General features: G+C 36.8%; 16 protein-coding genes and 1 pseudogene. 3 read left to right on the forward strand and 14 right to left on the reverse strand.

What is annotated here, in order from left to right:
- Positions 1 to 66 precede the first annotated feature (66 nt).
- The 3 genes from ACQKOG_RS01870 to ACQKOG_RS01880 all read right to left on the reverse strand — a co-directional run bounded on the left by ACQKOG_RS01870 (position 67) and on the right by ACQKOG_RS01880 (position 1,951).
- Positions 67 to 408 (reverse strand): hypothetical protein, encoded by a 342-nt coding sequence (locus ACQKOG_RS01870; protein ID WP_370083754.1) that lies wholly within the window; start codon positions 406 to 408, stop codon positions 67 to 69.
- Positions 409 to 1,349: 941 nt separating this feature from the next.
- The gene (locus ACQKOG_RS01875) at positions 1,350 to 1,487 is read right to left on the reverse strand and encodes a hypothetical protein (RefSeq protein WP_427444660.1); all 138 of its coding nucleotides are present in this window, start codon (positions 1,485 to 1,487) and stop codon (positions 1,350 to 1,352) included.
- 269 nt (positions 1,488 to 1,756) lie between these two features.
- Positions 1,757 to 1,951: a hypothetical protein gene (locus ACQKOG_RS01880; RefSeq protein WP_370077022.1), complete on the reverse strand. Its 195-nt coding sequence runs from the start codon at positions 1,949 to 1,951 to the stop codon at positions 1,757 to 1,759.
- A gap of 644 nt (positions 1,952 to 2,595) precedes the next feature.
- Between ACQKOG_RS01880 and ACQKOG_RS01885 the strand changes: the two genes are divergently transcribed.
- Entirely contained in the window at positions 2,596 to 4,113 is a 1,518-nt protein-coding gene (locus tag ACQKOG_RS01885; RefSeq protein WP_370077020.1) for an SH3 domain-containing protein, read from the forward strand.
- Between the two features lie 243 nt (positions 4,114 to 4,356).
- Here the strand turns inward: ACQKOG_RS01885 and ACQKOG_RS01890 are convergent, their stop codons facing one another.
- The 8 genes from ACQKOG_RS01890 to pdhA form a co-directional block, all read right to left on the reverse strand.
- Complete coding sequence (locus tag ACQKOG_RS01890; protein WP_370077042.1) at positions 4,357 to 4,650, reverse strand: hypothetical protein; 294 nt, start codon at positions 4,648 to 4,650, stop codon at positions 4,357 to 4,359.
- 416 nt (positions 4,651 to 5,066) lie between these two features.
- Positions 5,067 to 5,744, reverse strand: a complete 678-nt coding sequence (locus ACQKOG_RS01895) for an LrgB family protein (RefSeq protein ID WP_370077018.1) — start codon at positions 5,742 to 5,744, stop codon at positions 5,067 to 5,069.
- Positions 5,737 to 6,180: a CidA/LrgA family protein gene (locus ACQKOG_RS01900; protein WP_370077016.1), complete on the reverse strand. Its 444-nt coding sequence runs from the start codon at positions 6,178 to 6,180 to the stop codon at positions 5,737 to 5,739. Before ACQKOG_RS01900 ends, ACQKOG_RS01895 begins: the two co-directional genes overlap by 8 nt.
- Positions 6,181 to 6,379: 199 nt before the next feature.
- The gene (locus ACQKOG_RS01905; RefSeq protein ID WP_427444665.1) at positions 6,380 to 7,162 is read right to left on the reverse strand and encodes an SDR family NAD(P)-dependent oxidoreductase; all 783 of its coding nucleotides are present in this window, start codon (positions 7,160 to 7,162) and stop codon (positions 6,380 to 6,382) included.
- A gap of 248 nt (positions 7,163 to 7,410) precedes the next feature.
- Positions 7,411 to 8,826, reverse strand: a complete 1,416-nt coding sequence (gene lpdA / locus ACQKOG_RS01910; protein ID WP_370077012.1) for a dihydrolipoyl dehydrogenase — start codon at positions 8,824 to 8,826, stop codon at positions 7,411 to 7,413.
- Positions 8,827 to 8,831: 5 nt separating this feature from the next.
- Complete coding sequence (locus tag ACQKOG_RS01915) at positions 8,832 to 10,175, reverse strand: dihydrolipoamide acetyltransferase family protein (RefSeq protein WP_370077010.1); 1,344 nt, start codon at positions 10,173 to 10,175, stop codon at positions 8,832 to 8,834.
- 45 nt (positions 10,176 to 10,220) lie between these two features.
- Positions 10,221 to 11,198 (reverse strand): alpha-ketoacid dehydrogenase subunit beta, encoded by a 978-nt coding sequence (locus ACQKOG_RS01920; protein ID WP_079559704.1) that lies wholly within the window; start codon positions 11,196 to 11,198, stop codon positions 10,221 to 10,223.
- A 3-nt stretch (positions 11,199 to 11,201) separates the two neighbouring features.
- Complete coding sequence (gene pdhA, locus ACQKOG_RS01925) at positions 11,202 to 12,317, reverse strand: pyruvate dehydrogenase (acetyl-transferring) E1 component subunit alpha (RefSeq protein WP_100542608.1); 1,116 nt, start codon at positions 12,315 to 12,317, stop codon at positions 11,202 to 11,204.
- A gap of 394 nt (positions 12,318 to 12,711) precedes the next feature.
- On the opposite strand from pdhA, the gene def reads away from it, so the two are divergent.
- The gene (gene def, locus ACQKOG_RS01930; protein ID WP_370077007.1) at positions 12,712 to 13,269 is read left to right on the forward strand and encodes a peptide deformylase; all 558 of its coding nucleotides are present in this window, start codon (positions 12,712 to 12,714) and stop codon (positions 13,267 to 13,269) included.
- Positions 13,270 to 13,387: 118 nt separating this feature from the next.
- On the opposite strand, the gene ACQKOG_RS01935 is transcribed toward def, so the two are convergent.
- Complete coding sequence (locus tag ACQKOG_RS01935; protein ID WP_402872280.1) at positions 13,388 to 13,657, reverse strand: hypothetical protein; 270 nt, start codon at positions 13,655 to 13,657, stop codon at positions 13,388 to 13,390.
- The gene (locus ACQKOG_RS01940; RefSeq protein WP_402872382.1) at positions 13,654 to 14,055 is read right to left on the reverse strand and encodes a hypothetical protein; all 402 of its coding nucleotides are present in this window, start codon (positions 14,053 to 14,055) and stop codon (positions 13,654 to 13,656) included. Before ACQKOG_RS01940 ends, ACQKOG_RS01935 begins: the two co-directional genes overlap by 4 nt.
- Between ACQKOG_RS01940 and ACQKOG_RS01945 the strand changes: the two genes are divergently transcribed.
- Positions 14,028 to 14,171, forward strand: coding sequence for a DeoR family transcriptional regulator (locus ACQKOG_RS01945; protein ID WP_402872283.1), 144 nt, complete (start codon positions 14,028 to 14,030; stop codon positions 14,169 to 14,171). The genes ACQKOG_RS01940 and ACQKOG_RS01945 overlap by 28 nt on opposite strands.
- Before the next feature lie 94 nt (positions 14,172 to 14,265).
- Here ACQKOG_RS01945 and ACQKOG_RS01950 read toward each other — a convergent pair.
- Positions 14,266 to 14,892, reverse strand: a pseudogene (locus ACQKOG_RS01950) (RNA-guided endonuclease InsQ/TnpB family protein); the annotation flags it as partial.
- Positions 14,893 to 15,165 lie beyond the last annotated feature (273 nt).

Here is a 15,165-nt window from a genome sequence, read left to right on the forward strand (position 1 = left end):
AATTGAACAATCGCACTCCGTTAGTTTAAGTGTAATACTTCACAATCTTATTCAATTAAGGTTGTTTTAATCATTTAAATCATATAAATAAATTGGGTTTATACACTCCAAAATGGATACTATTGCGTTATTGTATCCGGACATTTTTTCAATTTCTTTTTCGTCTTTAAATTCTTCGTTTTCGAACTGTACTGTAAGTTGGTTTATTATTTTTAGGTACTTACTTATAAATCCGTTCTCATCCATATGTTTAACATCTACCAGCATTTCATTATAAGCTAAGAGTTCACCCTCATTGGTATATTGAAACTCAGTTTTATCAAAAATGGTATTTGTATCTGTAAAATGTATCTTCCTTTCAATAATATCTACCAACGTAAATTGGTTCAGTTTCTTATTATCGTTCATAATTATCCCTCTCTTTGTTTAAGACTTATTTTAAGTATCATTTTATTTTTGATTTTCAAATATCCTGCCCCGTTAGTTTAAGTAGAAAAAGGCTCTACTCCTTATTGAAGTAAAGCCCCCGTTAGTTGAATAACATAACTTCCAATTTGAATCAATAATCAATTGAATTGGCTATATGCTCATTTTGTGTATTCTAATGTTTTTAAGGTATGATAAAATAATATTAAATAAAGTATAATTGGTGTAAATTATAAATTTAGGGAATTTAAGGGGTGTGATTCAAATTTTAATCTCTTTATTCATAGTGTTTACAATTTTGTTTATAATGGCTTTCTTTCTAACTTATAAACGCTCTTGGAGCTTAAATTTAATTATTTGGGGAGTTTTCTCTGTACTAATTTTTTCACCTATAATCAGCTTTTTTCTTATAATAATACCTCAGTATGTGACAGGAAACTCTTGGGCAGGGTTAATTGGTATGTATGCTTTTCCACTTCTAGAAGTAATTTCACTTCTTATGTTTATATTTGGATGTATAGGTTATATAATAAAGAAAAAAACAATTGAGAAATCGGAAGACAGCGTCGGTTAAAAAAAGATAGTAAAGCAGAAATGTTGTTTAAACTAACATTCCTGCTTTTTTTTGTATTAAAATATCGCAGAATTTAATTGATTTCGCTTGATACAATTTATCTTTATACATATACGTAATTTGAATATCCCCTAGACTCCAACTTTCTCACTTTTGTTTAGCTATTTACAAAATCCTTAACCATAAATATCCCTGTTAGCATTTTCCTTACGCAGTTTTAAATCAATACTGAAGGAAAACCAAAGTTCTTATTCAACTAATCTGCCCCGTTAGTTGGATAAAAGTTATTTCTTCTTTCTTGTTTGAATGTATTTTTCCGTCAATAATCCCGCATTAAACACCGATAAAATCATAATGAAAAAAATATTACCCGAACGGTCGGATCCCTCTTGTCAGCAATAAACTCAATACTAGAAAAATTAACATAAACAAAGCCAAAAGCAACAAATATAGATAAGAAAAATTGCCCTTTTAAAGACTTAATCATAAAGTGCCCCCTATAAATAATTGAACTATCCTGCGTTAGTTTAAGAAAAAAGTGCTACCCCTAGACTTGAAGTAAAGCACCCCTTTTCGTTCAATATTTTACATATATTAACTTATTCAACGCATTCGCAAAAAAACCTCTTCTTCAACTAAACTGCACCGTTAGTTCAATAAGAAAAAGAGCTGCCTATGCAACTCAATGGTCTTCAAGAAAAGCACCCTTTAGTCATATATTGTTACCGAACATCATCTGTACTATGTGCGTTTCCCTTATTCTATTACTATACTAAATGAGATGTTAAGTTTATCCCAAACCCAAGCCTGGAAAATCCTATCTATTTCTATTTTTAGTGCTTTATCATCCAAATCATTATCAATACCTAATTCTTTAAAAGTAAATGTTTCTGTCGCCTCTGTACCTTCATATTTTGTACTACTGAATGAAAAAGTAACTGTCTTATCCATTAGTTCACCCTCCTATTTTAACCCTGCATAAATTCGCCTTTTATTACAGTTTACATTATTCCTTCTTATTGCACTAAACTGCTCCGTTAGTTGAATAACTGAATAATCAGTTGCTATGTCTAGTGAAACATATTTACAAATATGGGTGTGCGGAAGTGCGAGCTTATAAATCGAGCTATGATGAGATTGCGGTAGCACACCATTAAATTGGTGTGCTTTTTCTATTTGAATCGGATTAATGAATATAAGAAGCGAAAAAACAAACACAAGCTCTTGGTTGAAATAAGGAGTGTGGCAAAGTTCAATTCTTTCAACTTTGAGTCAGCTTACAACAACAATCGTAGCAGGCTTACAGAGCCATTTAACGAGCCTGTAAGAGTTGATAGATTTGGCTTGGGCTTGTCTCAATGGACTTTAGGAAGCTTACATATTTAACAAAAAGGTAAAAATCCAACAATCACTAATTACAACCCTTTCACCGAATCAATATTAAACAATATATGTTAGGGCTATCATTTATCACTCAATCCTGTTAAATGAAAGAAACATTGAATATTACCACTATCCCAAATATTGGGTTTATGATAACATATATCTGAATCTTATAACTTTAGAAAATATGAAAGGAAGTGTAATATTCAGATATGAAAAAGATATTGAAACCATTGATTAGTGTTATTGCCATTGGTGCCCTCTCTCTATCTATAAATATAGATAAAAATGTATTAGCTAGTAATATTGCAAATACATGTGATTATAATTCGGCATCGAAAGGAAACCCTGATTTTTCCACAATGAACTGTTTGTTAACCGAAACAGCACTGATTTATGATGTTCCTCCTGAAATTGTGAAGGCAATAGCGGAAGGTGAAAGTGGAAATTGGCGTCATTTCGATATGAATGGTGAAGCTATTGTGACAGCCGATAATGGAATTGGCATTATGCAAATTACAAATCAAGCCGGCTACAATCAAGATAGACTAAAAAGTGATATTGTCTATAATATTCAAGCTGGTGTAGAGACTCTAGATAAAATGTTTAAGCGGAAGGATTTACCTAGCATCAACAGTGGGGAAAGAGATGTACTGGAACATTGGTACTTCGCTATCATGGCTTATAACGGTACTAAGCCAGTAAATAGTCCAATTGTCCAAGCAACTGGTGAAAGAAATGCAAATGCCTATCAAGAAAGAATTCTCCGAATTATTGAGAAATTGGAATTAATAGACTTAACAGAGCTGCCTTTTTCACGCGAATATTTTCAATATGACTCTAACAGCAGGGAAAATATTAAATTCTCGGCGATGAACTATCCTTTTGATTTACCATTAACAAAATCAAAGTATTTTTTTGAAACAAATCAAAAAGTTAGTGCAACAACAACAAATGTGAAATTTAGGACAAGACCTTCTATAGATAGTCCTTCTTTGGGTACTTTACGTGAAGGCGAAATTGTTACCATTACGGGTCCTTTTGAATATGAAGAAGTAAAAACGAAGAAAAACCATTTTGTTTGGTATCCTGTGAAAAGAAGTGACGGGACAGAGGGGTATGTAGCATCAAGTTTTTTAAACTACTCAGCTTCAACACCAACGCCAACACCTCCAGTAACACCGCCAACAACGGGTAACGTTGATGTATCAAAGTTTGCTGATTACAATGCAAACCAATACTGGGCTGAGGATTTTAAGTGGGCAGTCAACATCGGTCTCATCAGTGGAGACCCAAACGTGAAAAACCCATCAACAGGTAAGTACGAAAACTTACTTAAACCGTACAATAACTTAACGGAAAACCAAATGTTATCTATCCTATTTCGTTACTTCAAACCATCAGAACTAGCTTCAACGATAGCTAATACTTCATGGTATGGAGACGTAAACTACCAACTGGCTACAAAATACTCTCTACCAGTCCTAGGTGCAAACACAGCATCCAAACAAGCCATTGCAGGTAAGGATATCACACGGGGTAACTTCGCTCGTATCTTAGCTTCAATGCATTATGGTAAGACTGTATCTCAGTCAGAAGCTATTAAATTCCTTCGTGATAATGGTTTAACAACTACTAAAACAAATGAAGAGTTTAAACCAAATGATTCTCTAACAAGAGCGCACACAGTGGCATTCTTCCACCGTTACGAACAAATATTCAATAACTAAATTGCTACTTACAAGTGAAAAGGTGACTATAAAAGTCATCTTTTCTTTTTTATGTTTAATAAATCCTTTCTTGACACTCCTCGAACCTTTCATAACTAAATTCATTGACACAGATTGCTTGATGGGAGCTACAAAGTCTTGTGTTAAGCTACTGGAGTGATTGAGAAAGCATAACAAAAGGACTTGCATATATGAGATTCAATCATACACGCAAGCCCTTTTCTTATTAACCTACCGCTCTCGTTAGTTAAACAACCCTTGCTCTTTCCACTTGTTAAAATACTTTTGATAACCCTTTTCCTCTGCTATCATAGTGTATTGCGTATCTTCCCATTTAAAAGTATGAGAACCCGACAATGCCTCGTAGCTTGGATTCCCTTTTACATCCCCAAAAAGCGTTTCAAATGTATTTACATCCACTGAATTTGTTGTTCCATTCTCGTCAGTTTCAAGATGAATGAAATCAACCTCTCCCTGTTCTGAATTCCCCTTAAACATCAAACCTGCTTTATTTAAAGATAAATATAATTGATTCATACTCAATTTCTACTCTCCTTTAAAATTCGTTAGCTTAATCAACTAAACTGCTCCGTTAGTTGAATATCTGAATATTCAGTTGTTTGGTATAGTGTAACATGTTTCCAAATGTTGGTGGGAGATGGATGTGTATGACTAACAAGGGAGATTGACTGTTACAGCAGGGCGAGGCGTTGAGGTCTAAACCCTTTCAACTTTGAGTTAGATTATAACAACAGCCGTAGCATACTTTTGATCAATCTTTATTTCAAACCAACACTTAAAACACACATAAAAGCTGAACCAAGATCAAAATTAGTTCAGCTTAAAAAATAGCATATTATAATGTTGCACATTGTATATAGATCCAGAAATATTAAGTGCATTACTTTAATTCTTGACTTTTAATAAAAATATAAACTGTATATAGCTTTTTTTTACAAAAATAAATAAACAAATAGTGGACATAAAAATGCGCCTATAATTGCAGTTAAGGCCATAGATAGCGAGCCTACTGATAATTCTTGTTCTCCGTATTCTCTTAATTTAACAAGCCCAACGCCATGTGAAGCACTACCTACTGCAACACCTCTACTAACGGCTGAATCAATTTTGCCGTATTTAATGACTAGCGGTCCAATAATAGCGCCTACAAACCCTGCCAGCATTACAAGCACAGCTGTTAATGGTGGAATGCCGCCAATTGTCTCACTCACCTGCATACCTACAGGTGTCGTTAATGATTTAGGCAAGGCCGTCAGCAGCCAGCTTTTATTGACGCCAATCCATTTCAGCATAACAAATATTGTTGCTAAGCCCGTAATCATAGCGATAAAAATACCTGACAAAATAGCATATTTATATTTCATAATGATCTCACGCTGATTATATAGAGGATAAGCTAGGGCTACAACTGCTGGACCTAGCATTTTTTGAAGCCATTGCCCTCCCTCCATATAAGTAGAATATGGAATGTTAAAGACTAATAACATAACTGCACTGACGATCGTTGTCGTCACTAGCGGAATCATTAAAGGATGTGGGTAACGTTGATAAAGTTTTGTAAATAACACGAATAAGACAACGGTGCCAACGACAACAATAATTTCAATCAACAGTTAATTTCCCCTCTCCTTCTTCTACAATGGTTTCTGTTTCTTTTTTAGCCAGCTCTTTTTTCTCAACCATTTGACTAAGTAATCCTGTAACATAAATAGAGATTAGCGTGCTTGCTATAACGGCTAGCATAATCAATAGGCCAGTAGTTGAAAAAAGTTCAGGGTAGTCAATCACTCCTACTGTTGCAGGAATGAAAAACAAGGTTAATACGCCAATTAAGAAGCCTGCTCCATCTTGAATGTATTCTACTTTAATTATTTTAAAATTGAGTGAAAGTGCTAGTAATAGTAATCCAATTACACTTCCCGGAAGAGGTACATGTAGTAAAGCCACAATACCGACACCCATGTAATAAAAAATATTGAGTATCCCAATCTGAACAATAATACGAACAACTCTCTTTAACATCGAAGCAAAATTTTCGTTCAACATTTCGCCACATTTCACCCCCTATAACGTTTATTCTACATCTGCAGGAATTTTCTGTCTATTGTAATTTTAGGAAAACATTAGAAAAAAAGGATAACTCCAAAACACTTTGAGCCATCCTTTTTCTATACATAAGATAAAGAGGTTGTCTAAAAACTGCTCTACATTCGTTTTTAAGACAACGCCAAAAGTCTTTTTTTAACTATAATGCGTGTCCAGAACCACCATCAATGTTTATAGAAGTTCCTGTCACATAACTAGCTGCATCTGATACTAAAAAAGTAATGACATTTGCTGCTTCTTGAGTATCCCCTACTCGACCAAGTGGAATCGCTTGACCTACTTTACGGGAATAATTTTCCCACGATAGTTCTGGCGCTTCTTCCTTCCACTTCTTCTCAATTTGATCACTACGAATAAGACCAATACAAACAGAATTCACACGAATATTATCTTTCCCTAAGTCTTTGCTCATAGCCTTCGTTAACGCAAGCCCTGCCGCACGACTTACAGTAGTAGGGAGTGAGTTTGCTGGTGGTGTTTTAGCCATTACTGCAGTCACATTAACTATTGCACCGCCACCAACCTTACGCAAATGAGGTGCAGCATATTTTGAACAATTGACAGCACCAAATACTTTTAAATCTAAATCAGCTTGCCATAGCTCACTACTAACCGCTTCAAATGGATTAGCCGAAGCTGTCCCTGCATTATTAATAAGAATATCAAGACGACCAAAATGTTCTACTGCTCGTTCAATTAAGTACTTACAATCTTTTTCCTTTGTAATATCAGTCGCTACAATTAATACGTCCTCGCCTGTTTCGTTTTTAATACAGCCAGCAGCCACTTGAAGCTGTTTTTCACCACGAGCACAAAGTACAACCTTTGCCCCCTCTTTCACAAGCTGCATCGCTGTATAATAACCAATTCCCTTACTTGAACCTGTAATAACTGCTACTTTCCCCTTTAAGCCTAGTTCCATTGTGATCACCCCAGTTTTTTGTTCAACTTCTTTTGTTATACAAACATCGATATCATTTTCGAATATCTAGCAGTCAATTTCAGAGACTATCTGATACATTCGGTAAATCTATTCGGTATTTAATATAATCCCAACCGAACTATATTATTTGAATATTCATTCGATATAATTACTTTATCAAAATTACAAGTAATATACAAAAAAACGGCTACAAAGCAAATGCTTTATAGCCGTTTTCATAAACTTTATTATTTTTTAGCTACAATATGGATTGGGTTGCCAAGTAATACTTCAGCAGCTTCCATTGTAATTTCACCTAATGTTGGGTGAGCATGGATTGTTAATGCGATATCTTCAGCAGTCATGCCGCCTTCAATTGCTAAGCCCATTTCAGCGATCATATCTGATGCACCAGCACCTACGATTTGAGCACCGATTAATAAGCCATCTTCTTTACGCGCAACAAGCTTCACGAAACCTTCTGTTTGGTTTAATGCAAGTGCACGACCATTTGCTGCGAATGGGAATTTCGCTGCAGTGTATTCAATGCCTTCAGCTTTCGCTTCATCTTCGTTATAACCAACTGTTGCCATTTCTGGATCTGTGAAGCATACAGCAGGAATAGCTAAATAATCAACGATTGATTTTTCACCAGCGATTGCTTCAGCAGCAACTTTACCTTCGTAAGATGCTTTATGAGCAAGTTGAGGACCAGCTACAATATCACCAATTGCATAGATGTTTGGAATATTTGTACGACATTGTTTGTCAACATTGATAAGACCACGTTCACCGAATTCAATACCGATTTCAGCAAGGCCCATTTCATCTGTATTTGGACGACGACCTACAGTTACTAATACATAGTCAGCTTCAACTTTTTTCTCTTCTCCGCCAACTTCATATGTTACTACTACGCCGTTTTCTGTTTCTTCAACGCCTTTTGCAGATGCGTTTACTTCCATTTCAACGCCTTTCTTTTTAAGGCCTTTTTTCACGATTTGTGTCATTTGTTTTTCGAAACCAGCTAAGATATCTTTTCCGCCCTCGATAATTGTTACTTGTGAGCCAAGATTAGCATATGCTGAACCTAACTCTGTACCAATATAACCTCCACCGATAACAACTAATTTACCTGGTACTTCTTGTAAAGAAAGTGCGCCAGTAGAATTTAGTACGCGATCAGAGAATTTGAATGTTGGAATTTCAACTGGGCGAGAACCTGTTGCGATAATTACATTGTTAAATGTGTATGTTTGAGCAGATTCACCATTGATGATACGCACTGAATGAGCGTCAACGAAATAAGCTTCACCTTGTACAATTTCAACTTTATTACCTTTAAGTAAGCCTTCAACACCGCCAGTTAATTTTTTAACAACGCTGTCTTTAAATGCTTGTGCTTTTGAGAAGTCTAATTTCACGTCAGAAGCGATGATACCCATGTCATCTGAATGTTTAGCATGCTCAAAACGGTGACCTACTGAAATTAATGCTTTTGATGGGATACAACCTACGTTTAAGCACACACCACCAAGTACATTTTTTTCAACGATTGTTACTTTTTGGCCAGTTTGAGCTGCACGGATTGCTGCTACATATCCTCCAGGACCTGAACCAATGACAAGAGTATCTGTTTCGATTGGAAAATCTCCTACTACCATTTTTGTTACGCCTCCATTAATAATAATTCTGGTTCACTTAGCAAACGCTTTAAGTGATTTAAAGCATTTTGCGCAGTGGCTCCATCAATCATACGATGATCAAAGCTCAATGATAATGCTAACACAGGTGCGGCTACAATTTCACCATTTTTTATTACAGGTTTTTCTGAAATTCGACCAATACCTAGAATTGCTACTTCAGGATGATTAATTACCGGAGTAAACCATTGTCCTCCTGCAGAGCCGATATTCGTAATCGACATCGAAGCGCCCTTCATTTCATGTGGTGCAAGCTTGCCTTCACGTGCTTTAGTCGCTAATTCATTAATCTCGTTTGATACTGCAAATACAGATTTACGATCTGCGTGCTTAATAACTGGTACTAACAAGCCTTTTTCTGTATCTGCTGCAATACCAATATTATAATAATGCTTCTGAATAATCTCTTGTGTTGCATCATCTAATGAGCGGTTAAATTCTGGGAATTCGCGTAAAGTTGAAATAAGCGCTTTAACTACGTATGGTAAGTACGTTAATTTGACACCTTTTTCAGCAGCGATATCTTTGAATTTTTTGCGATGTGCTACTAGAGCTGTTACATCGACTTCATCCATTAGTGTAACATGTGGAGCCGTTTGTTTCGAGTGAACCATCGCTTTTGCAATCGCTTTTCGAATGCCCGACATTTTCTCACGTGTTTCAGGGAATTCACCTTCAAGAACTACTGGTGCTGCTGCTTGTGCAGTTGTTTCTTGCTGAACAGCCTCCTCATTAGCCACCGGTACTACTTCAGCCTCTACAGCGCCTCCACCTTTTAGGAAATTCTCAATATCTTGTTTTAAAATACGACCATTTTTGCCTGTACCTTTAACTTCACGAATATTAACATCATGCTCTCGTGCAAATTTACGTACTGAAGGCATTGCAATGACACGCTTATTTTCATCAGCTACAGTTACAGCTTCAGTCTTTTCGGCAGCTTTCTCTGGAGCCTGCTCATCTTTAACAGGAGCCTTTTCTACTTTCTGACCATCCTCAGCTGTTGCTTGAACTTGAGCCTCTGTTTTCGCCTCAGCATGGTCATCACCTTTTAGCTTTAAGTCTTCATAGCCAGGTGCATCAAAACGGATTAAGACATCACCAACAACTGCTACTGTGCCTTCTCCTACTAAAACTTCCTCTACTTTCCCTTCCACCGGAGAAGGGATTTCTACTACTGCTTTGTCATTTTGTACTTCACAAAGAATATCATCTTCTTTTACTGTATCTCCAGCTTTAACGAACCATTTCACGATTTCGCCTTCGTGAATACCCTCGCCTATGTCTGGTAATCTAAATTCAAATGCCATGTGTACCCATCCTTTCGATTTACAGTTCCTTGTTTAGAAGCTACATTAGAATGTTAAAACTTTTTTTGCAGTTTCCATTACATCTTTATAGTTTGGTAACCAAACACCTTCAGCTTGTGGGAATGGGTACACAGTATCTGGTGCAGCCACACGAAGTACAGGTGCTTCTAAGCTTAAAATCGCGCGTTCTGTAATTTCAGCCACAACATTTGCAGCGATACCTGCTTGTTTTTGAGCCTCTTGTACAACGATTGCGCGACCTGTTTTTTCAACTGACGCAATAATTGTTTCAATATCAATAGGTTGGATTGTACGTAAATCAATAACTTCTACAGAGTGACCTTCTTTTTCTAGCTCTTCTGCAGCCTTTAAGCTTTCGTGAACCATTAAACCATAGGCAATGATTGTTAGATCTTTACCTTCACGTTTTACATCCGCTTTACCTAGTGGAATTTCGTATGCTTCCTCTGGCACCTCTTCACGGAATGAACGATATAATTTTAAATGCTCTAAGAAAATGACTGGGTTGTCATTTCGAATAGATGAAATCAGTAAGCCTTTCGCATCGTATGGTGTAGATGGTACAACAACCGTTAACCCTGGTTGTGCTGTCATTAAACTCTCTAAGCTATCTGAGTGCATTTCTGGTGTATGTACACCACCACCAAATGGAGAACGGATTGTTACTGGTGCATTATAGACACCGCCGCTACGGTAGCTCATACGTGCTAATTGACCACTAATTGAATCCATTACTTCATAAACAAAGCCGAAGAACTGAATTTCAGGAACTGGACGGAAACCTTGAAGAGAAAGTCCGACTGCTAAGCCACCAATACCTGACTCTGCTAATGGAGTATCGAAAACGCGGTCAACACCGAATTCTTTTTGTAGGCCTTCAGTTGCGCGGAATACCCCACCATTGACACCTACATCTTCCCCGAATACAAGAACGTTTTCATCATTCTTTAATTCTGTGCGAAGTGCATCTGTAATTGCTTGAATCATTGTCATTTGTGCCATAGGTTATTTCGACTCCTTCTCTTTATAGATTTCATATTGTTCTTTTAAGTTTGATGGCATTTCGCCTTTATACATGTTTTCCATTAACTGTGTTACTTTTTGTTTTGGAGCAGCATCGGCTTTTTTGATTGCCTCTTTAATTTCTTCTTTTGCACGCTCAATAACAGCCTCTTCTTTTTGCTCATCCCATAAACCTTTCGCCTCTAGATATTTACGGAAGCGTACAAGAGGGTCTTTTTGCGCCCATTCACTATCTGTATCCGATGTACGGTAACGCGTTGGGTCATCCCCTGCCATTGTATGAGGACCATAGCGATAGCACATTGTTTCAATTAAAGTAGGACCTTCGCCATTAACAGCGCGCTCACGTGCATCACGTGTTGCTACGTAAACAGCTAACGCATCCATTCCATCTACTAAAATACTTGGTAAGCCTGCTGCTACACCTTTTTGAGCAATTGTTTTCGCAGCTGTTTGTAATTCACGAGGTGTTGAAATTGCATATTGGTTATTTTGTACAATGAAAATTGCTGGTGATTTAAACGCACCCGCAAAGTTAATGCCTTCATAGAAATCCCCTTGCGACGACCCACCATCACCTGTATAAGTTACAGCGACAGCCTTTTTACCACGTTTTTGAATACCAAGCGCTACACCTGCAGCTTGAATATATTGTGCACCGATAATGATTTGAGGTGCTAATACGTTTACCCCTTCAGGAACTTGATTCCCCATAAAATGACCGCGTGAGAATAAAAACGCTTTATCTAAAGGTAAACCATGCCATACGATTTGTGGTACATCACGGTAACCTGGTAAAATCCAATCTTCTTTTTCTAACGCAAAGTGTGAAGCAAGTTGTGAAGCTTCTTGCCCAGCCGTTGGTGCATAGAAGCCTAATCGACCTTGACGGTTAAGAGAAATGGAACGTTGGTCTAAAATACGTGTATAAACCATACGCGTCATTAACTCAACTAGCTCCTCATCAGATAACTTTGGGTCTGCCTCGTCATTTATAATTTCGCCTTCTTCATTTAAAATTTGAAACATTTCAAATTTATCTTCTATTTCAGTTAGCGTTTGTTTAGCGTCAAAAATATTATTGTTTTTCTTGCCCATTTGTCACATCTCCCTTTCAGCTGTATTAAAATAAATCACCATTTCAACTAGTACAACTTATTCTTTGCACTCAGTATACTGAATAAAATACTGTCGGTCAATCATATAATACGCGTATAAACAAAGATTTTTTCTAACATAGCGATTATACAACTCTGTTTCATACTGTACCACTAACAAAGAATAACTGTATTATAACAACATATCGAAAGTACATAATTATTTAGTTTCCTTACATGATTACCAATAGTAGAATGCCCCAGTTCCAGACAATCTAATAGCTTTAGAAAAATTTTTTAAGTATATTCAAATAAGGTCTTTTTTCATGTGATTGTTTTAAGACGTGATGTATACTTATAAGTAAGCACTACAAAGTTGAAAGGAAGATTCATATATGATTTTAATGGATGATATTATTCGCGAAGGTCATCCGACTTTACGCACAAAAGCTGAGGAGGTCAAATTCCCTTTAACTGATGAAGTAAGACAGCTTGCAGAAGACATGCTTCAATATTTAATAAACAGCCAAGATCCTGAAATGGCAGATAAATATAATTTACGCGGCGGCATTGGATTAGCTGCCAATCAAGTAAATAGCCTACATCGCATGTTTGCCCTTCATTTAACTGATGACAATGGCGAACAATTAAGTTTTGTAGCTATCAACCCAAAAATCGTTAGCCATTCTGTAGAAAACTCATACCTTGCAGCGGGTGAGGGCTGCCTTTCTGTAGATCGCAATGTTCCAGGCTATGTACCACGTCATGCTCGTGTTACAGTTAAATTTAAAACAATTGACGGTGAAGAGAAAAAATTGCGACTTAAAGGCATGCCTGCTATAGCCTTCCAACACGAATTAGACCACCTTAACGGCATTATGTTTTACGATCGCATCAATGAAAAAAATCCATTTGCGGAAATTCCAGATTCTACACCATACGAGCGCGATTAGGAGCACAGAAAGAAAGCAAACCCCTGCAGTTATTATAAACTGCGGGGGTTTACTTTATTTTCAGGCTCTTTTTGATCTTCTACCCATCACTTTCAATTTTCAAATATCCCAATTATTTTTATGCTATTTCTATTCCTTGTTCTAAACGTTCGTTTATTTTTTCCAGCAGTGCAGGCAGCTCTTCCATCGTTCGAATCGTATAATGCGCACCTATCTCTTTAATTATTCGTGCTGTTTTTTCAATAGCTATTTGCTGCTCTTCTTCAGATAAAGCCATAAACTCTTCTTCAGATAACCCCATCTCAGAACTTCCAACAATAACACCTACAGCCCAGACACCTTCATTTAAAGCCTCTTTAATATCTGAGGTTGTATCACCAATCTTCACAACTTGTTTCGTTGCCCAATATCTAATGCCTCCATATTTTTAAAAATCATATATGGGTACGGACGTCCTTTATCCCCTACTTGAGTAGGCGTTACTAAAAAATCAGGTTCATATCCTTTTGCCGCTGCATGATGAGTCACTACCTCCATCATAGAGTCTGTATATCCCGTCGTGGAGCCAATACGAATACCCTCTTTCCTTAATCGATACACCGTTTCTTTCACATGCTGAATCGGATCTGTGTAAGTAGCTAACGATTCCATTAGCTTTGATTCAAACTGCATATATAAAGCTAGGACATCCTGTTCCGTGAAATGAAATGTATACAATAGAAAGGCAACAGCATATTTTACAATTTGTACGAAAACATATGATAGTAAAATTAGTAACGCTAACAAAAGAGTTCAACGTTTCAACGGAAACAATTCGTCGTGATATTCAACACAGCTTGTGCAAGATAAGAAAATGGAGAAGTTTTATGGCGGTGGTGAACTACCCACCATTTATAACCTAACAGTTTTTGAAGTGGGGGCTTCTCGACTTATCGTTGCTTTTAGTAGCCAACGAAAACTGACCGAGCTATCCCTCTTGTTCCAAAAGTTTTTTTGTTATGCTAACGCTAATAAACGCAATCCTTCATGTCTGATGTTGATAAACGGCATTCCAGTCCCTGTCTGCTATAAACCCACAATCACAGTAGAACGTACACTCAGAAAGAGATAAGGACTCCTTTACTTGACCACAATTGGAACAAGTTTCGGAAGAAGGAAACCATCTGTCTATTTTGATTAACTTTTTCCCTTGCTCCTCTAACTTATACCTAAGAAAAGTTGTGAACAAGCCCCATGCATTATCTGCAACGCTTTTACCAAAACGGAGTGCTTGTGACATCCCCTTCATGTTGAGATCTTCAATCACCACGCAATCATAGGTTTTGCTACTTTATGCGATTCTTTATGCAGAAAGTCTTTCCGTTGGTTGGCGATTTTTTCATGTAACCTCGCTACTTTAAGACGCTGTTTGTGCCAACGATTAGAATCTTTCTTTTTGCGTGATAGAATACTTTGTTCCTTCGCTAATTTTACCAAGGCTTGACGATAGAAACGTGGGTAATTGGCTGTCTTACCTTCTTCGCTATCGACAAATAAGCCATTCATGGAAAAATCTAACCCAACAACATCTTGTACTTCCTTTTTTATAGGTTGATGTTCGTATTCGCGGAAACAAATTATAAATATTTCTCAAACTGTCTATGTAGCAGCGGACTCTTCAAAACTTAACAAAGATGTCGCTATTCAAGTTTGTCCAGTAAATGCGGTAGATATGATTATCACAGATTACTCACTCTCTAAAGACACGGTCAATCATTTCACGGATAATGGTGTACAACTGAAAATAGTAAGAACAAACATCGAAGACACTAAATAATTTATTAAATACAAAAGCAACTAGTTGTAGTCAATTCTTACAACTAGTTGCTTCTTTAGTTTCTCTAATCAATTATGCCT

The sequence above is a fragment of the Lysinibacillus sp. NPDC093216 genome (assembly GCF_050280325.1).
Taxonomy (GTDB): Bacteria; Bacillota; Bacilli; order Bacillales_A; family Planococcaceae; genus Lysinibacillus.